General features: G+C 59.3%; 17 protein-coding genes. 6 read left to right on the top strand and 11 right to left on the bottom strand.

The window, feature by feature from the left end; all coding sequences use genetic code 11:
- The first annotated feature begins 207 nt into the window (after nt 1-207).
- Entirely contained in the window at nt 208-519 is a 312-nt protein-coding gene (locus tag BEN47_RS08005) for a hypothetical protein (protein ID WP_070727016.1), read from the top strand.
- Between the two features lie 165 nt (nt 520-684).
- Here BEN47_RS08005 and gcvP read toward each other — a convergent pair whose 3' ends face one another.
- On the bottom strand, nt 685-3,603 hold the full coding sequence (gene gcvP, locus BEN47_RS08000) for an aminomethyl-transferring glycine dehydrogenase (RefSeq protein WP_070727014.1): 2,919 nt from the start codon (nt 3,601-3,603) through the stop codon (nt 685-687).
- Nucleotides 3,604-3,887: 284 nt separating this feature from the next.
- Between gcvP and BEN47_RS07995 the strand changes: the two genes are divergently transcribed.
- Entirely contained in the window at nt 3,888-5,111 is a 1,224-nt protein-coding gene (locus tag BEN47_RS07995) for an NAD(P)-dependent oxidoreductase (protein WP_070727011.1), read from the top strand.
- Between the two features lie 6 nt (nt 5,112-5,117).
- On the opposite strand, the gene BEN47_RS07990 is transcribed toward BEN47_RS07995, so the two are convergent.
- The 3 genes from BEN47_RS07990 to BEN47_RS07980 all read right to left on the bottom strand — a co-directional run bounded on the left by BEN47_RS07990 (nt 5,118) and on the right by BEN47_RS07980 (nt 6,811).
- A complete protein-coding gene (locus BEN47_RS07990; protein ID WP_070727009.1) occupies nt 5,118-5,948 on the bottom strand; it encodes a DUF1206 domain-containing protein in 831 nt (276 codons plus the stop codon).
- Nucleotides 5,949-6,183: 235 nt separating this feature from the next.
- Nucleotides 6,184-6,402 (bottom strand): CsbD family protein, encoded by a 219-nt coding sequence (locus tag BEN47_RS07985; RefSeq protein ID WP_070727007.1) that lies wholly within the window; start codon nt 6,400-6,402, stop codon nt 6,184-6,186.
- Nucleotides 6,403-6,556: 154 nt separating this feature from the next.
- Entirely contained in the window at nt 6,557-6,811 is a 255-nt protein-coding gene (locus BEN47_RS07980) for a hypothetical protein (protein ID WP_070727005.1), read from the bottom strand.
- A gap of 227 nt (nt 6,812-7,038) precedes the next feature.
- Between BEN47_RS07980 and BEN47_RS07975 the strand changes: the two genes are divergently transcribed.
- A complete protein-coding gene (locus BEN47_RS07975; protein WP_070727003.1) occupies nt 7,039-8,595 on the top strand; it encodes a hypothetical protein in 1,557 nt (518 codons plus the stop codon).
- 196 nt (nt 8,596-8,791) lie between these two features.
- On the opposite strand, the gene BEN47_RS07970 is transcribed toward BEN47_RS07975, so the two are convergent.
- On the bottom strand, nt 8,792-9,136 hold the full coding sequence (locus BEN47_RS07970) for a hypothetical protein (protein WP_070727001.1): 345 nt from the start codon (nt 9,134-9,136) through the stop codon (nt 8,792-8,794).
- A gap of 167 nt (nt 9,137-9,303) precedes the next feature.
- Here BEN47_RS07970 and BEN47_RS07965 point away from each other — a divergent pair, with 167 nt between their 5' ends.
- From BEN47_RS07965 to BEN47_RS07955, 3 genes are all read left to right on the top strand, one after another.
- The gene (locus BEN47_RS07965; protein ID WP_070726999.1) at nt 9,304-9,705 is read left to right on the top strand and encodes a hypothetical protein; all 402 of its coding nucleotides are present in this window, start codon (nt 9,304-9,306) and stop codon (nt 9,703-9,705) included.
- A gap of 119 nt (nt 9,706-9,824) precedes the next feature.
- Nucleotides 9,825-10,841, top strand: coding sequence for a hypothetical protein (locus BEN47_RS07960; protein ID WP_070726997.1), 1,017 nt, complete (start codon nt 9,825-9,827; stop codon nt 10,839-10,841).
- Nucleotides 10,842-10,970: 129 nt separating this feature from the next.
- Nucleotides 10,971-11,978 carry a DUF3089 domain-containing protein gene (locus tag BEN47_RS07955; RefSeq protein ID WP_158010914.1) on the top strand — a complete coding sequence of 336 codons (1,008 nt, stop codon included), beginning with the start codon at nt 10,971-10,973 and terminating at the stop codon, nt 11,976-11,978.
- Here BEN47_RS07955 and BEN47_RS20895 read toward each other — a convergent pair.
- The 6 genes from BEN47_RS20895 to BEN47_RS07930 form a co-directional block, all read right to left on the bottom strand.
- Nucleotides 11,964-12,308 (bottom strand): hypothetical protein, encoded by a 345-nt coding sequence (locus BEN47_RS20895; RefSeq protein ID WP_125921575.1) that lies wholly within the window; start codon nt 12,306-12,308, stop codon nt 11,964-11,966. The two genes, BEN47_RS07955 and BEN47_RS20895, sit on opposite strands and share 15 nt — an antisense overlap.
- A gap of 18 nt (nt 12,309-12,326) precedes the next feature.
- Nucleotides 12,327-13,163 carry a translation elongation factor Ts gene (tsf, locus tag BEN47_RS07950; RefSeq protein ID WP_070726994.1) on the bottom strand — a complete coding sequence of 279 codons (837 nt, stop codon included), beginning with the start codon at nt 13,161-13,163 and terminating at the stop codon, nt 12,327-12,329.
- Between the two features lie 165 nt (nt 13,164-13,328).
- The gene (gene rpsB / locus BEN47_RS07945) at nt 13,329-14,096 is read right to left on the bottom strand and encodes a 30S ribosomal protein S2 (protein WP_035563786.1); all 768 of its coding nucleotides are present in this window, start codon (nt 14,094-14,096) and stop codon (nt 13,329-13,331) included.
- An 18-nt stretch (nt 14,097-14,114) separates the two neighbouring features.
- Complete coding sequence (gene rpsI / locus BEN47_RS07940) at nt 14,115-14,501, bottom strand: 30S ribosomal protein S9 (protein WP_035563789.1); 387 nt, start codon at nt 14,499-14,501, stop codon at nt 14,115-14,117.
- A gap of 99 nt (nt 14,502-14,600) precedes the next feature.
- Nucleotides 14,601-15,053 carry a 50S ribosomal protein L13 gene (gene rplM / locus BEN47_RS07935; protein WP_070726992.1) on the bottom strand — a complete coding sequence of 151 codons (453 nt, stop codon included), beginning with the start codon at nt 15,051-15,053 and terminating at the stop codon, nt 14,601-14,603.
- Between the two features lie 147 nt (nt 15,054-15,200).
- Nucleotides 15,201-16,646 carry a hypothetical protein gene (locus BEN47_RS07930; RefSeq protein WP_125921574.1) on the bottom strand — a complete coding sequence of 482 codons (1,446 nt, stop codon included), beginning with the start codon at nt 16,644-16,646 and terminating at the stop codon, nt 15,201-15,203.
- Nucleotides 16,647-16,787 lie beyond the last annotated feature (141 nt).

Below are 16,787 nucleotides of genomic sequence, written 5' to 3'. Positions count from 1 at the left end.
GGCCCTCGCCTCGCGTTACGAGAAGAACGCCAGTACCTTTCTGGCAATGGTCACGCTAGGAGCCATCCTGATGTGGCTTTAATTGTTCACACGTCCTAGTAATCCGCAGGGGTAGTGCCGGGGTTTGCATCAATACTTTAGCTTGTACTAACAGGATTTTGTCCTACCTTACCCTCGAATTTCCACCTCGTGCTCTTTGCTCCGTCAATGAAAAGTATTGCCCTCTTGGCTTTGGTTGCTACTGGCCTCCTGGCTGCCTGCTCTTCCACCCGCGACGAACGGATGCAAACTTCCGGGGCTTCGCGCACGCCGGTTGCCCACAACACCATCGTGAACTGCCCGGTGTACGACGGCATGAAGAAAACCTCGACCATCCTGGCCCAGACCACTGCCGGCAACGAAGTGCAGGTTACGGACACCATAAACGCCTATTTCGTGCGCGTGCGCCTCGACAAAGACGGCCAAACGCAAGTGGGCTACATGGACCGTCGCTGCTTTGGCGAACGCGGCAATAAGTAAGCTGAAAGTAAAAATCAAGAGCCAAAGAAGCCCGCCTGACGATTCAGGCGGGCTTCTTTGGCTCTTAACTCTAACGTTGTCGTTTAAAAAAACGAGTTGTTTGTTGTTAATTGTCAGCCAGGAAATTCACGTAAGGCTAACAACCGACAACGAAGAACAGACAGCTTAGTACGACGGGCCTTTGTCGGCCTGCACCAGGGTTTCTTCCTGGTCCACATACTGCTCGATGGGCGTGCAGCTGCAAATGAGGTTGCGGTCGCCATAGGCCGAGTCGATGCGGCTCACGGTGGGCCAGAACTTGGCGGCGCGCACGTACTCCATGGGGTACACAGCTTTTTCGCGGGAGTAAGGGCGGGTCCAGTCGTGCACCAGCACGGTGGCCGCGGTGTGGGGCGCGTGTTTGAGCACGTTGTCCTTGGCATCGGCCTGGCCCGACTCCACTTCCGCAATTTCCTTGCGAATCGAAATCATGGCATCGCAGAACCGGTCCAGCTCGTGCTTGCTTTCGCTTTCGGTGGGCTCCACCATCAGCGTGCCAGCTACCGGGAACGATACCGTGGGGGCATGGAAACCGTAGTCCATCAGGCGCTTGGCAATGTCTTCTACTTCAATGCCAGCCTTTTTGAAGTGGCGGCAATCGAGAATCATTTCGTGGGCGCAGCGGCCGTGGCTGCCCGAGTACAACACCGGGTAGTGCTCCTCCAGGCGGGCCTTTATGTAGTTAGCGTTGAGAATAGCCAGCTCCGTGGCGCGCTGCAGGCCTTCGCCGCCCATCATCGAGATGTAGGCGTACGAAATGGGTAGGATGCTGGCCGAGCCCCAGGGCGCCGCCGAAACCGCGCCGTCGGTGCGGCCTTCTACCGTTACCACGGCGTGGCCGGGCAGGAAAGGAGCCAAATCGGCTACCACGCCAATGGGGCCCACGCCGGGGCCACCGCCGCCGTGCGGGATGCAGAAGGTCTTGTGCAGGTTCAGGTGGCACACGTCGGCGCCGATGTTGGCGGGCGAGGTGAGGCCCACTTGGGCGTTCATGTTGGCGCCGTCCATGTACACGCGGCCGCCGTGGGCGTGAATGGTGTCGCAGATGTCAACGATGGTTTCCTCGTACACGCCGTGCGTGCTCGGGTAAGTCACCATGAGGCACGAGAGCTTGTCGGCGTACTTGGTGGCCTGGGCCGTGAGGTCGGCCACGTCGATGTTGCCGTCTTCGGTGCTCTTCACCACCACTACCTGCATGCCGGCCATTACGGCCGAAGCGGGATTGGTGCCGTGGGCCGAGGCCGGAATCAGGGCCACGTTCCGGTGATGGTCGCCACGGGCTTCGTGGTAGCCGCGAATTGCCAGCAGGCCGGCGTACTCGCCTTGGGCGCCCGAGTTGGGCTGCAGGCTAACGGCAGCAAAGCCGGTGATTTCACAAAGCCAGGCTTGCAGGTCCGCGAAAATCTGCTGGTAGCCTTTGGTCTGGTCGAGGGGCGCGAAGGGGTGGAGCTGGCCGATTTCGGGCCAGGTCACCGGAATCATCTCGGCGGTGGCGTTGAGCTTCATGGTGCACGAGCCCAGCGGAATCATGCTGTGCGCAAGGCTGAGGTCCTTGTTTTCGAGCTGCTTCATGTAGCGCAACAACTCGTGCTCGGCGTGGTGCGTGTTGAAGACGGGGTGGGTAAGGTACTCGCTGGTGCGCACCAGGGGCTGGGGCCAGGTCAGCTCTAGCTCCTCGGGCAAGCTCAGCGAGGCGTCCGACTCCTGGCCCAGTACTTTGGCAAAAACGTCCAGAATGTCGGCCACGTCCTTCAGCTCGGTGTTTTGGTTGAGCGAAATACCCACCCGAACTTCGTCGAAGTAGCGGAAGTTGATGCAGGCTGCTTCGGCTTCCTGGCGCAACGACTGCTGCAGCTCGGTGCTTTCGAGGCGCAGGTTCAAGGTGTCGAAGTAGTGCTCGTTGGTCTGCTCCACGCCCAGCTTTTTCAGGCCGGCGGCCAGGGTTTGGGACAGGCTGTGGGTGTTCACGGCAAACTGCTGGATGCGCTGCGGACCGTGGTACACGGTATACATGCCGGCCAGCACGCTCAGCAGCACCTGCGCGGTGCAGATGTTGGAAGTGGCTTTTTCGCGGCGGATGTGCTGCTCGCGGGTTTGCAGGGCCATGCGGAAGGCCTTGTTGCCGGCCGCGTCGATGCTCTGACCAATGAGGCGGCCGGGAATCACGCGCTTGAACTGGTCTTTGCAGGAGAAGAAGCCGGCATGCGGGCCGCCGTAGCCCATGGGCACGCCAAAGCGCTGCGAGTTGCCCACGCACACGTCGGCGCCCAGCTCGCCGGGAGGCGTCAGCAGCGTCAGGGCCAGCAGGTCGGCGGCCATCACCACAAACACGTTGTTGGCGCGGGCTTGGCCGATAAAGTCTTTGTAGTCAAAAATCTCACCGTCGGCGGCGGGGTACTGCACCATAGCCCCGAAAAAGCCTTCGCTGCTCAGGTCGATTTCGCGGTGGTCGCCCACTACCAGTTCAATGCCGATGGGCGTGGCGCGGGTGCGGAGCAGGTCGATGGTTTGGGGCAGCACCTGTTCGGAAACGAAGTACTGGCTGGCGCCTTTTTTCTTGGTCTGGCTGTGCAGCATGTGCATGGCCTCGGCGGCGGCGGTGCCTTCGTCGAGCAGGCTGGCATTGGCAATCTCGAGGCCGGTGAGGTCAATCACCATCGTCTGGTAATTGATAAGGGCTTCGAGGCGTCCTTGGGCAATTTCGGCCTGGTAGGGCGTGTAGGCGGTGTACCAGCCGGGGTTTTCCAGAATGTTGCGCTGAATAACGGGGGGCAGGGTGGTGTCGTGATAGCCCAGGCCGATGTAGGTTTTAAACACCTGATTCTGGCTGGCAATCTGCTTAAATTTCGCCAAAAAAGCCCGCTCACTCAGGGCCGTGGGCAAATCCAGCGGACGCTTGAGGCGGATGGCGGGCGGCACGGTTTCGTCGATGAGCTGCTCGATGCTGCTCACGCCGATGGCGTGGAGCATAGCGGCCTGCTCGTCGGCGCCGGGCGCGTTGTGGCGGTCTTCAAAAACGTCGGCAGGCTGGGGTTTCAGCGTCATAAAGGCGAGAAATGGGGAGGTGGGAAACGGTATTGACGGGTTGATTCTCAGGTTCAGATTCCTAAACAAAGGTAAGACCCAAAAGGTCCGGCGGACTGCTGGCAAAACCGTAATTTTGGCGAACCACCACTCTAGAAGACCGTCATGCTCATCTGGCGTTCGCGTAGCCGAAGCATCTCTGCCGCAGTAGTAAACCCAATCGACAGGATTAGTATTGCGGTAGAGATGCTTCGGCTACGCTCAGCATGACGTTCTATTCGACTATCATCCACCCAATCCCACCCATGTCTTTTACCATCGGCCTCATCCGCGAAGGCAAAACGCCGCCCGACAAGCGCGTGCCCCTCACGCCCAATAAGTGCGCGGAAGCGCAGTCGAGTTTTACCGACCTGCACATTGTGGTGCAAAGCAGCCCCGTGCGCAGCTACAGCGACCAGGAATACCGCGACCTGGGCCTAGAAGTGCGCGATGATATTTCCGATTGCGATGTGCTCATGGGCGTGAAGGAAGTGCCCCCCAGCCAGCTGATTCCCGACAAGACCTACGTGTTCTTTTCGCACACCGTGAAAAAGCAGCCCGCCAACCGCGACCTGCTGCGCGAGGTGCTGAAGAAGAACATCACCCTGATTGATTACGAGCTGCTGACCAATGCCCAGGGCGAACGCATCGTGGCCTTTGGGCGCTACGCCGGCATTGTGGGTGCCTACAACGGCCTGCTCACCTACGGCCGCAAGCACCGCCTGTTCAACCTCAAGCCGGCCCACGAGTGCCTGGACATGGACGACATGCAGGAGGAGTTTTTCAAGGTGAAAAAGCTGCCGCCCATCAAAATGGCCGTCACGGGCTCGGGGCGCGTGGCGCAGGGCGCTCTGGAGGTGCTCGACCGCATGGGCATCCGCCGGGTGAGCGTCTACGACTACCTGTACCTCACCTTTAAGGAGCCGGTGTACACCCAGCTGCGCAGCTCCGACTACAACCGCCGGCGCGATGGCCGGGTGTGGGACACCGCCGATTTCCATGCCAACCCGCAGGAATACGAGTCCACCTTCGGCCTGTTTCTGCCGGTTACGGACCTGCTCATTGCCTGCGCTTACTGGCATCCGGCCGCGCCCAGGCTTTTCGAAGAAGCCGACACGCAGCGCCCGAATTTCCGCATCAACACCGTTGCCGATGTGACCTGCGACGTGGACGGCTCGGTGCCCACCACCAAGCGCGCCAGTACCATCGCCGACCCGGCCTTCGACTACAACCCCCAGACCGGGGAGCTGGAGCTAGCTTACGCGCGGCCCGAAAATATTACGGTGATGGCCGTGGACAACCTGCCCTGCGAGCTGCCCCGCAACGCCAGCCGCGACTTCGGCCGGCAGCTAATCGACAACGTGCTGCCGCACCTGGCGGGCCACGACGACGACGGCGTAATTGCGCGCGCCACCATCGCCAAAAACGGCGCGCTCACTCCGCGCTACCAGTACCTGGCCGACTACGTGGCCGAGACCGTGGCGCTGTAAACCAGCCTAAATGCCGCGCAGCACCGGGTACTTGGCCTGCACCAGCATGTGAATGCCGTAGGCTACTAGCCCGGCGGCCACCGTGCCCAGCACGGCCGGGCTCATGGCGGCCAGAAAGTCGAAGGCTTCACCGGTGTCGCCCACGGCGCCCGCCCGCGACTGCCGCCCGGCTTGCACCAGGAAGTAGCCGATGATGCCCAGCACAATGCCGCGCGCCGTGTAGCCAATCTGCCCGGTCCGGTACACGATGTTTTGCTGGGAGGCCGGCAGGCAGCTGGCGTTCACGTCCTTTTGAAACTGGCCCGAGTAGGCGCGGTATACCTGGTAGACGGCGATGCCAATGACCACGAGGCCAATCAGCAGAATCAGCCAGTCGCCGCCGGGCCAGCCGAGCACCTTGGCGGTGAGGCTTTGGGAGGTATTGCCGCCTTGGTCGGCGCGGCTGTTGAGAGCCAGGCGCCCGGCGTAGAGGGCCAAGCCGCTGTAGAATAAGCCACTGGCTGCAAACCAAAGGCGACGGGCTATACCCTTGGCACCGTGGCCCTTGCTCTCGGTGTCGCGAATGGCTTGCGTGAACCGCCAGATGATGTAGCCCAGCAGCCCGAAGGCAATGAAGCCCAGCAGGACGTTGCCGGCCGGCAGGTCCTGCAGGTGCTGCACGGCCTCTTTTTTGTCGGCGCGGGCCCCGCTGCCCAGGCCCGTCACGGCCAGCAGCGCCAACACGCCCATGAGCAGGTACACCACGCCGATGGCGGCAAAACCCAGCCGGGCCATGGTTTTTATGCCCGACGCGGGCGATTTGGGAACAGCGGAAAGCAGGGTGCTGGCAGCAGACATAGCAACGCGGGTTGAAGTGAAGTAGATGGTTCCATACGGGATACCACAGGGCGAAGGTTAAAACCGGACGGCAAGGATTATTGGCAGCCGGAGAGCGTAAAACCCTGCGCCGGATGAGTAGGGCCCCGGAAATAGCGTCCATTAAAAAACCCCCTCTGCTGCCAGAAGGGGTTTTTTGTGATGAGGTGCTGCGTGTGGATTGGAAGGCGCGGTCCCTCACCGGGGTTGTGGCGGATTAGAACGTCCGGTTGAACCAGCTCTTGATGTCTTCGACTGCGTGACCGGTTTTCTCCTGCAGGCGGCCGTACCATTCGTCTTGCTTGCCGTCTTCGTAGGTAAGGTCGTCGTCGGTCAGGTTGCCCCACTTCTGCTTGGCTTCGCCTTTGAGCTCGTTCCAGTTGCCGCGGGCCTTGAGCTCGGTTTGGTCGTTGATGTTATTCTGATTGATATCCATGGCACAAAGGGTGGAAATGTGGAAAGGTGAGGCTTGTACGGCATGAGCGGTACAGGGTTTGCCAGTACGGCTGTGGAGGCGCTACTTTTTTTGTATTCAAGCAAAAAGCCCCGCCAGGATGTGGCGGGGCTGTGGCAAAAGAGGCAGAAAAGCCTTACTTCTGAGGAGTAGCGGGGATTTGCTCAATCACGCCGTTGGCGGGCCGGTCACTAACAACGGCCGTGTCGCCGGGCTCGCGGGCCATATCGGCTTTGGCGCTGTCTACCGCGCCTTCCATGGCAGCACCGGTGTTGTCGGCCGCGTTTTCTACCGCGTTGCCAGCCGCTTCGGTCTTTTGCTCGGAGCAGGAAGTGGTGGCAAAGGCACCGAAAGCAGCAACAACGAGGAGGGTTTTGAAGGAGAATTTCATGATATGGGGAAAGAAGGTGTGGAAAATAATCCACCTTAATCGCGGGTTTGCCGAAAGGTAACCCGTTGCCGCCGCCCGGTGCTTTCGCTGGATGCGGATAAGCGCGCCGGCCCATGTGCCTTCAGAGGTGCTGGAGCGTCTTTTTTGCCGGCCGGCGCGCCGGCAGCCCCGGCGCCTGTTGCACAAATAAGGTGGACAAGCTCGTGCCGGCAGCGTAATTTGCTGCCATGGACGACCTGCGCACAACGCTCTTAACCCTGGCCCCCGACGAGCGGCGCGACTTCGGGGTGTTTATCCAGCGCCAGCGCCGCAAAACCGCCGGCCGGCAGGACTCGCGCCTCTACGAGCTGCTGGTGCAGGCCAAGGAGCTCACCAGCCCGCAGCTCATTGCCCGGCTCTACCCCGACGAGCCCAACGCCGTGGCTTACTACGCCCTGCGCAAGCGCCTGCTCCGCCACCTCACCGACTACCTGCTGCTGCGCCAGCGCCAGCTCGATACCACCGCCGCCGCTTCGGTGCGCGGGCAGCTCACGCTGGCGCAGTACCTCTTCGAAGCCGGTATTCCGCGGCTGGCGTGGAACACGCTGCGCAAGGCCGAAAAACTGGCGCACGACAACGAGCAGTACGAGCCCCTGAACGCGGTGTACAACCTGCAGATTCAGTACGCCAACTCCCCGCACGCCGAGCCGCTGGCCGAAATCATTGCCCGGCGCCACCTCAACAAAAAAGCCGCCGACGAGGAGGAGCGCGCCAACATTGCCGACAGCCTGCTGCGCCAGCGCCTGAGCGAAGCCCGCCGCCAAGGCCGCGCCGGCGCCCCGCTCGATGCCCTGATGCACAGCATTCTGGTGGAGTACGACTTGCAGGAAGCCTTTGCCCGGTCGCCGTCGTTGCTGTGTCGGCTCATGTCCATTGCCCGCAGTGCCATGCTGGTGCGCCGGGATTTTGCCTCGTTTGCGGTGTTCATTGAGCGCTGCTACCGCCTCATGGAGCGGCGCCACGGCTTTGCGCCCGCGCAGCGCAACTACCAGCTGCGACTGCTTTACATGCTGGCGCACGCGCTGTACCGGTCCCGGCATTTTGCGCAGTCGGTGGCGTATCTGGAACAGGGGCGGGCGCTGCTGCAAGGCGCCACCAACCGCAAATTTGCCGAATTCGGACCCCGGTTCACGTTTCTGTTGGCGGCCAACCTGGCCTTTCTGCGGCGCAACGCCGAGAGCATTGCCTTGCTGGAGCAGGAGCTGAAAGCCGCTGCGGCCATGCCCATATTGGAGGAGCTCACTGGTCGGCTGCAGCTGGTGTTTCACTACTTCGCCGAAGGCAATTTCAGCAAAGCCAACCACACTCTGCTGCGCCTCGGCCGCACCGACCACTGGCTGGAAGAACACCTCGGCCTGGAATGGCTGCTGAAAAAAAACATGGGCGAAATGCTCATTCAGTTCGAAATGGGCCACCACGACCTGGCCCTGGCGCGGCTCAAGGCCATCGAGCGCAGCCTGCTGGAACGTTTCCCCACCGACGGCCCGCCCGCCAACCTGGCCGAAGCCGTCCAACGCGGCGGCCCCTACCACTTCGTGCTGAGCTATCTGGCGTTGGTCCGTGACATCTTCACCGACCCCGCCAGTGCGCTCCACCCGGCCTTTGGCGCCCGCGTGGAGGAACTTCCGGCCTTCCTGCCTTCGGAGCGCGAAGACCTGCAGGCCATGAGCTTCTACTCGTGGCTACGGGCGCGTATGCTCGGCCAGCCCTACTACGAGGTGCTGCTGGACGTGGCGCAGCTCTAGCGCCTGTCATGCTGACGAAGGAGGCATCTTATCTTGGTAGAACCAGTCGCTCACCGATGATAAGACGCTTCGCAATTGGATGCCAGATGAGCATGACGGCCTTTTAGCTACAGTTACTCCTGCCTGAGAACTGACAACAAGCAATTGACAACAAATTACTGTTGAACTAAACCTACTGCCAAGGCGTCAGCGGGCGCTACTTGCGGTTGGCCTCTTTCACGTTCTCTTTGGTTTGGGAGGCCGAGCGTTCAATGGCATCGCCCATGGCTTCGGTTTTGGCCTCCAGCTTGTTGCCGGCGGCTTCCAGCTTCTCGCCAGCGGCTTTCATTTTCGCTTCCAGCTTGTTGCCCGCGGCCTCCAGCTTGGCCTCGGCTTTTTCGCCGGCCGAGTCCATTTTGGTTGCGGCCCGGTCCAGGGCGGCTTCGGTGCGGTCACCGGCCGCATCGGCGGTGGCTTCGGTGTTGCGCTGTTCGGTTTCGGTGCAGGCGCTGGCACTCAGGGATACGGCGATAGCCAACAGGGCTTTCAGGGAGGTTTTCATGGGTGGTGCTGAATACAATGGAATGATAATCTTAATAGAATCAGCCGGCGAAAGGTAACCCGGTTTACCCGCCGTCCGCCGCCGGGGCCAGTTCCGAAGGGAGCACGCTAACTTTTTAGTCTCGGCGCTAGTATATCCCTTACATTTCTTTCCTACTCCGCATTCCTATGGATTCCCTCGCCTCCACCCCGCAAACGCCCGCCACTCCCGAGGTGCCCATTACCGTGACCGACCAGCAGAACTCGGCTCTGCTCGACGACACCCTCACGTTCCTGTCGGCCAGCACGCCCACCAATTCCGGGCCTCAGGGGCGCGTCGAGATTGAGCGATGGGAGGCCGTGCTGGCTTCGACCGACCGCGCCGGGCTGGCCAAAATCAAGCAAGGCCTCCAGCAGCTCAACCAGTTGCTGGCCGACCCCAAAAGCCCGGCCCACGACATTGCCGAAGTGCTGGCTACCCTCGGCGCCGAAACCGCCAAAGTAGCCGAAGAAGCCAACGGCGACTACAGCGCCCCGCTCACCAACCTGAGCAAGCTGCTCATCAAAGCAGGCTCGTCGCTCTCGCGCTAGCGCCCGTTCGGCCCAGTCCCCGTTTGTAGCGCGAACTTTGCGGTTCGGGCCGCCGCGGCTGTCGGAGTAGTCCGATGGCTATTCGGCCGCCTGAGCCCCAACGTTCGCGCTACTTTTTTATGCCCCAGCTTTCTCCCACCCACCTGCTGCCCTACGACCCCTTCGACGGCATGCAGTTTGGCCCCAGTACCTGCTTTCTCAGCGGCCAGTCCGTTGGCCCCAAGGAAACAATTCCCGTTTTTGCCGAGTGGCTGCAAGCCCGCTACGGCATTTCTGAGCGGCCCATGCAGCTCCTGGACCAGCGCACGGTGCTGCTCCGCGAGCTGCAATTGCCAGCCAGTCCCGCGGCCCGTCAGCGCGTAGCAGAGCTGGAGAGCCGGGTAGAAGCCGCCTCGCGCGAGGGCGCCGAAGCCCTGCGGGCGCTCGGCGACGACACCCTGTTTCTGTGGATGGGCAAGATGTTCTACGGCGTCTTCATCACGGAGCTGCTCAACGAGTTTGAGCCCCTTATAAAGCCCAAGTACCCTTTGGCCGAAAACGCGGCTTTGGTACGCCGGTTTCAGGCGTTTTTTCAGTTGCTGCAGGGTCTGCGCGTGCCTACCGAGTACGCGGATTTTGTGCCCGGCTCAGTGTTCGTGCTCGAAGCCGACCCGGCTGAAGACGTCACGCCGTTTGAGTACGACGACGACCTGAACACGCTTGTATTTAGTATTAAGCTCGATAAAACCGTGCTGGTGGCCTGCCTGGTTGATATTGGCCTGATTGGCCAAGCCATGAGCAAAGTTTATGCAGACGCCCAGCGCCCCCTGCACCCCGTGCAGATTGCCGAATTCAAGGCGCGCGTGTACTATGCCGCCCACCTGCTACACGTGGTGCCCGATATTTACCCGCGCACGCCCCGCCCCGGCGATACCACGCTGGTGTTCGACGCCCTGATTGACGACGTGACCGGAGCCATTTTCAACCCTTGGGAAAACTCCGCTTACACCCAGGCCTTGGCCGAAATGTGGCAGCGCTGGAACATCACCCTGGCCGATGTGGTCCAAAAACCCGCCGAACCCCTAAGCCTGCTCTACAACCCCGACGGCACCCCCCGCGAGCTGAAGCACTGGCCATCGGTCAGTGGTGAAGTATAATTGCCGCCAACTCAATACATGAGAAATTTCCTTGAAAATCATCAGACTTCCCATCTCCGCGCGAAAGGGGCCACGCCCGGCAGGGGCCCGGCAGGGGTGAGGTTAATTGTTTGGGCCGCGCTGGCAGCATTGCTGCCACTCACTAGCTGCCTCAACCTGCTCAAGCCGCCGCACGATTTCGCCCACTACCGCCCCGCCCCGGCCCCCGACTACGCCGACGGCCGCAACTGGGCCGCTCTGCCCACCCGCCAGGATTCCTCCCACGCCGTACCCGCGCAAACCACCCTCCGCGACCAGCAGGCTACGGCCGAGGCCGATGTATTTTTCGTTCACCCCACCACCTTTTTCTGGCGCTCGTCCTGGAACGCCGACGTGGGCAACTGCCGCCTCAACCGCTTTACCGACCGCAGCACCATTCGCAAGCAGGCCAGCGTGTTCAATGCCGCCGCGCGCATTTACGCGCCGCGCTACCGGCAGGCCACGCTTTATTCCTTCTTCGACTCTACCGCCGAGGGCAACAGCCGTCGGGCGCTGAACCTCGCGTATACCGATGTGCGTCAGGCCTTTCAGTATTATCTCACGCACCACAACCAGGGCCGCCCCATCATCATTGCCGGCCACAGCCAAGGCACCGACCACGCCACGCGCCTCCTGCACGAGTTTTTTGATAACGACCCCAAGCTGCGCCGTCGGCTCGTGGCCGCCTACCTCATCGGTTTCAAAGTGCGGCCCCGCGAGTACAAGACCATTATGCCCTGTCGGGATTCGCTCGAAACCGGCTGCTTCGTGGCGTACAATTCCGTGACAACCGGCAACGAATTCCCGCCCTTCAGCCGCGTCGCCGTCACCAACCCCCTCACCTGGACGCAGGACACGCTCCGGGCGCCCGCCAGCCTTAACCGCGGCGGCGTCAGCCAGCGCTTCAAGCGCATCGACCCGCAGGTGACTGATGCCAAAATCCACGACGGCCTGCTCTGGATTACGCCGCCCAAGCCCGGCGGCTACCCGCGCTTCCTGCTCCCCGGCGAGTTCATCCTGCGCCATTCCTTTCACATCGTCGACTACGGCCTCTTCTACCTGAACCTGCGCGAGAACGCCCAGGCGCGGGTGCGGGCCTGGCAGTTAAGAAGCAAGTAGGTCGCGCTCAAATTGAACGCGCAAGTGCGTGATTTGAGTGTCAGGGTTGTTTTTGTTGAATACATTAATTGAATCCCAGAAGTGCGCTTCTTGGAATTCAACAAAATCATTAACTGAGGCCAGTGCTAGATTATGCAACTGGTAAGCAATTGGTCCAGCAAATTTGCCAATAACAATAGCTCGCTTATCATCTGTTAAAGGAGTGGGGATGGTGCGAATATTTAGAAGGAAATTGTATAAAATTCCTCGATAAGCTGCTTTGCGTAATCCATCCATATCGCAATTTAAATAAAAAAAGCCCCGCTGGCACAATGCCAGCGGGGCTTTCAATTTAGCTAAAAGCCGCAATTAAGCGCCGATAGCCACCCGCTTAAAGTCCGAAACCGTCATGCCTTTCGACTTGCTGTCGAGCAGCTGGGCGATGGTCATCGAGTTGTCTTTCACGAATTCCTGGTTCAGCAGGGTGTTGTCCTTGTAGAACTTGTTGAGCTTGCCCTGGGCAATTTTCTCCAGCATCGCCTCGGGCTTGCCTTCGGCGCGCGCCTGCTCCTTGCCCACTTCGATTTCACGCTCAGCAATGGAAGCGTCCACCCCTTCCTTATCAACGGCAATGGGCTTCATGGCCACAATTTGCATGGCTACGTCGCGGCCCACGGCAGCAGCGTCAGCGTCGCCCACGTTCTTCAGGCCCACGAGTACCGCCTTTTTGTTGTCGGAGTGGATGTAGGAAGCCACTTTCTCAGCGGTCAGCGTGGCGTAAATTACCTCCAGCTTCTCACCGATTTTGCCCATCAGGTCGGTCACGTGCTCCTGAATGCTGGTGCCGTCCGAAGCCGTAGCAGCCAGGATGTCCTCTTTCGTGCCGGCGTCAATACGCACGGCCGTGTCCAGGATTTGCTGGGCCAACTCGCGGAAGTTGGCCACTTTGGCTACCGATTCGGTTTCGCAGGCCAGGGCTACCAATTTGCCTTTGGTACCGTCTTCGCTCACGCTCACCAGCACGAGGCCTTCCGAGGTTTCGTTTTCGGCGCGCTTGTCCGCGATTTTCTGGCCGTGCTTGCGCAGGATGTCGCGGGCGGCTTCGAAGTCGCCATCGGCTTCCACCAGGGCTTTTTTGCAATCCATCATGCCGGCACCGGTCATGGTGCGGAGCTTATTTACGTCTGCGGCGGTAATAGCGGCCATTAGATGTTGGGTTTAAAAGGTTTAAATGTAGGAACGCGCCTTGGCGCGTTCAATCGTTAGGGTTCAAAAGCAGGGAAACACCCTTAGAAAAAGAGGGAACCCTGCGCCGAACGCGCCAAGACACGTTCCTACAAGGTTCCCTCTTTTCAAAGAGCTAAGAAGGGACTATTCTTCGTCAGCAGCCGTTTTTTCAGCAATAGCAGCCTCGTCGGCTTCCTTGCGGTCGGCGTCTTCTTTGTCAACTTTGCGCTCCGACAGACCGTCTTCGATGGCCTTACCGATTACGCTCACGATGAGCTGAATGGACTTCGAGGCGTCGTCGTTGGCAGGAATCGGGAATTGTACCAATTCGGGGTTCGAGTTCGTGTCGCAGATAGCAAACACCGGGATACCCAATTTGTGGGCTTCTTTCACGGCGATGTGCTCGCGCTTCACGTCGATAACGAACAACGCAGCCGGCAGGCGGCCAAGGTCGGCGATACCGCCGAGTACCCGGTCCAGCTTGGCGCGCTCACGCGTCATCATCAGCTTCTCCCGCTTGGCGAGCGCGGCGTAGGCCGTGTTCTCTTTCACCATCTTGTCGATGGTGGACATCTTCTTCAGGCTCTTGCGAACCGTGGCGAAGTTGGTGAGCATGCCACCCAACCACCGGTCGGTAACGAAAGGCATCTTCAAGCGTTCGGCTTCGGTGGTTACGATTTCCTGGGCCTGCTTTTTGGTGGCTACGAACATGATTTTGCGGCCGCTCTTCGCGATGTTGCGAATAGCAGTGGCAGCGTAATCCAACGAAACCAGCGTCTTGTTGAGGTCAATGATGTGGATGCCGTTCTTCTCCATGAAGATGTACGGCGCCATTTTGGGGTCCCACTTGCGGGTGAGGTGACCAAAGTGGGCACCTGCGTCGAGCAGGTCCTTATAAGTCGTCTGAGCCATGATAGTATCCTCCTGGTTTTAGCGTTTCGAGAACTGGAACGAGCGACGAGCCTTGCGCTTGCCGAATTTCTTGCGTTCCACCATGCGCGGGTCGCGGGTGAGGAAGCCTTCCTTCTTCAAAGCAGGACGGGTTTCTTCGTTGTCGCTTACGAGCGCCTTGGTGATTGCCAGGCGGATAGCCTCGGCCTGGGCCGAAATGCCGCCGCCTTTCACGTTCACCTTGATGTCGTACTGGCCGACTTGCTCAAGAATTGCCAGGGGCTGGTTGACCACGTTCTCCAGCAACTCGTTGCTGAAATACGCCTTCATGTCCCGGTCATTGATAGTGATATTCCCTTGCCCGGCCTGCATGTAAATGCGGGCCACCGAGGTTTTTCTTCTACCAGAGGTGTTGGTAATTGCCATTAGTGGAAAAATTTGTGAATTGTAGCACATGCTTTAGCTTGTGCCGGATTAGAAACGTAAATTCCTGTATGCACAAGCTAAAGCATGTGCTACAAGTTCTTACAGGTTTTTTAGTTCAATAGCAACGGGCTGCTGCGCCTCGTGCGGGTGCTCCATGCCAGCGTACACGTACAGGTTGCGGTACTGAGCCGAACCCAACTTGTTGCCCTGCAGCATGCCTTTCACGGCGTGCTCAATTACGCGACGCGAGTCGCGGTCCATCTGCTCGCGTACGGTGCGACGCTTCTGGCCGCCGGGGTAGCCCGAGTGGGTGATGTAGACCTTTTCGGTCATTTTTTTGCCCGTTACGCGCAGGTTGTCGGCGTTGAGCACGATGACGTTGTCACCGCAGTCCGAGTTGGGCGTAAACGAAGGCTTGTGCTTGCCACGCAGAATGTTGGCAATCTGCGAGCAAACGCGGCCCAGCGGGGCTACGCTGGCGTCTACGATAACCCAGCTCTTCTGGGCGTTGGCCTTATTGACGTGGGTCGTCTTGAAGCTCAGGTGGTCCATGAGTCGAAAAAAAGGTATGCTAAACTATTGAATAAGAGTTCGAAGCCCTTACGGCTTCGGGAAAAACGGACACAAAGGTACTGATTTATGGGGAAATAGACAAGTGGCCGCGAGTAGTTTTTGTCTGAACGTGAAGCAAAAAGATGTTTAGAACGGGCGTTGGTATAATTCGAGCAGGCCAGAAGCTGAGCGAAAACGAAGCACATAACCAAAATGGTTGATGTAGTTGGCAATCTGACGGGCGTTGGTAGTGCTAGCTGCAGGAGCTGCCTGTCGGCCCCAAAGCAAGAGGTAGGTGGGCGCGTGGTGGGGTTGATAGAGAAATGGCGCTAGGCGCGCCGGCAGCTGCTCAGCCTCAAGTAGCGGAGCACAGCCAGGCCGCCACGTGAGCGGGAAATACTCGGTGTTGGCTTCGTAGTTGTCGTAGTTAAATACATCTTTTTCAATACACAGGTAGCTTGCGGCGTGCGAGAAAATACTAATGTAGGTTTTTACGTCTTGGCCATTGGGCATGCGGGTTACCTGAGCGTAGGTAAGGGGCAGCAAGGTGGTGCCAGGCGTCAGATAAGGAGACACAGAGCGATATTCAGCCAGTCCGTTTTGCAAGGAGGCAAACTTCTGAAAGCGAAATCCCAGAAATATAATGGCTATAATAGTACCGGCACCGAGCAGAAATAGCCGTAGCCGCGGCATCCAAGGCAAGGCACCTAGAGCGACCAGTATAGTCAGGTAGCTCAGCAGGCCCCAACGCGGCCGGATGATGCTGCCACCAGAAATGGCATCGGGCAGAATAATGTAGGCCAGCAGCAGGAGCAGCGTGCCCGTGGCCCACGGCAACACGGCCTTAAGCTGTACCTGCCGCCGTAGCAACTGCCAGCTTGCACCTGCCAATGCCAAAAGAATAAGGCCAGCTACGAGCCACCGGTAAGTGCCCTCGGCTGAGCCGAAGTAGGCAAGGGGTTCCAGATGCAGCCAGTCCGCAAAGTTTTCACCGTAATGCTGCGCTGGGGCACTAGTAGCCGTGCCTTTCTGCCAGAAATACCACCCCAGCAGTGGCAAGGTGGGCAAGTAAGCCAGCAACAACCAGCCGGTTCTGCGCAGAAATGCAGCAAATCCCGCTTTGGTGGGGCTTTGAAAAATTGCTAGCAAGCCCAGCAATAAGCCAGAAACTAAATAAGTGAGTGGGTTGGCTGCGTATAGTAGTATAATCAGCCCAGCCAATCCCCAAATGCCGCTGTTTTTGCCGTTGCAGGTCCAGCGCTGCCAGTAGCCCAGCACTAGCAATAGCAAGACCAAGCTCAAGCAAAAGTTGTAGAACCCCCATACAAATAGTGCGCTATAGATTAGGGGAAACCCAAGCACAGCTAGCCAATCGGTCCCTGGTCTGCCTGCGCGTAAGAGATAGCGCAGGGCGAGCGGAAACCCTACGACGTAGAGGGTAAGAATAACTTTCTCAGCTAGCCAGGGCGGGAATATGGTGAGCAGCCCAACCAGCAGTATATGGCTTAGATAGTTGGGCTCCGGATTGATATTAAGCACCAATAGTTGGTGCCACCTGCTACCGGGGTCCAACCACAGGGTTTTGAGCAGCATCGCATTGTATAGGTGTGCGGGTCCATCGGCGGTTAGAAAATAGTGGCTTGCCCAGATTGGCCCCAAGTGCAGCAATAGCAGCAGCCAAAAGGCCGCCTCTTCCCAAAAGCGAGTTAAGCGAAAGAGATGCTTTGGGGAAGC

The sequence above is a fragment of the Hymenobacter lapidarius genome (assembly GCF_001816145.1).
GTDB classification, from domain to species: Bacteria; Bacteroidota; Bacteroidia; order Cytophagales; family Hymenobacteraceae; genus Hymenobacter; species Hymenobacter lapidarius.
Note: the sequence above shows the minus strand (reverse complement) of the source record. Positions and strands in the feature narration are given on the sequence as shown.

Coding starts and splice junctions, on each gene's coding strand:
- BEN47_RS08005 (WP_070727016.1), top strand. CDS start 208: ATGAAAAGTATTGCCCTCTTGGCTTTGGTTGCTACTGGCCTCCTGGCT.
- gcvP (WP_070727014.1), bottom strand. CDS start 3,603: ATGACGCTGAAACCCCAGCCTGCCGACGTTTTTGAAGACCGCCACAAC.
- BEN47_RS07995 (WP_070727011.1), top strand. CDS start 3,888: ATGTCTTTTACCATCGGCCTCATCCGCGAAGGCAAAACGCCGCCCGAC.
- BEN47_RS07990 (WP_070727009.1), bottom strand. CDS start 5,948: ATGTCTGCTGCCAGCACCCTGCTTTCCGCTGTTCCCAAATCGCCCGCG.
- BEN47_RS07985 (WP_070727007.1), bottom strand. CDS start 6,402: ATGGATATCAATCAGAATAACATCAACGACCAAACCGAGCTCAAGGCC.
- BEN47_RS07980 (WP_070727005.1), bottom strand. CDS start 6,811: ATGAAATTCTCCTTCAAAACCCTCCTCGTTGTTGCTGCTTTCGGTGCC.
- BEN47_RS07975 (WP_070727003.1), top strand. CDS start 7,039: ATGGACGACCTGCGCACAACGCTCTTAACCCTGGCCCCCGACGAGCGG.
- BEN47_RS07970 (WP_070727001.1), bottom strand. CDS start 9,136: ATGAAAACCTCCCTGAAAGCCCTGTTGGCTATCGCCGTATCCCTGAGT.
- BEN47_RS07965 (WP_070726999.1), top strand. CDS start 9,304: ATGGATTCCCTCGCCTCCACCCCGCAAACGCCCGCCACTCCCGAGGTG.
- BEN47_RS07960 (WP_070726997.1), top strand. CDS start 9,825: ATGCCCCAGCTTTCTCCCACCCACCTGCTGCCCTACGACCCCTTCGAC.
- tsf (WP_070726994.1), bottom strand. CDS start 13,163: ATGGCCGCTATTACCGCCGCAGACGTAAATAAGCTCCGCACCATGACC.
- rpsB (WP_035563786.1), bottom strand. CDS start 14,096: ATGGCTCAGACGACTTATAAGGACCTGCTCGACGCAGGTGCCCACTTT.
- rpsI (WP_035563789.1), bottom strand. CDS start 14,501: ATGGCAATTACCAACACCTCTGGTAGAAGAAAAACCTCGGTGGCCCGC.
- rplM (WP_070726992.1), bottom strand. CDS start 15,053: ATGGACCACCTGAGCTTCAAGACGACCCACGTCAATAAGGCCAACGCC.
- BEN47_RS07930 (WP_125921574.1), bottom strand. CDS start 16,646: ATGCTGCTCAAAACCCTGTGGTTGGACCCCGGTAGCAGGTGGCACCAA.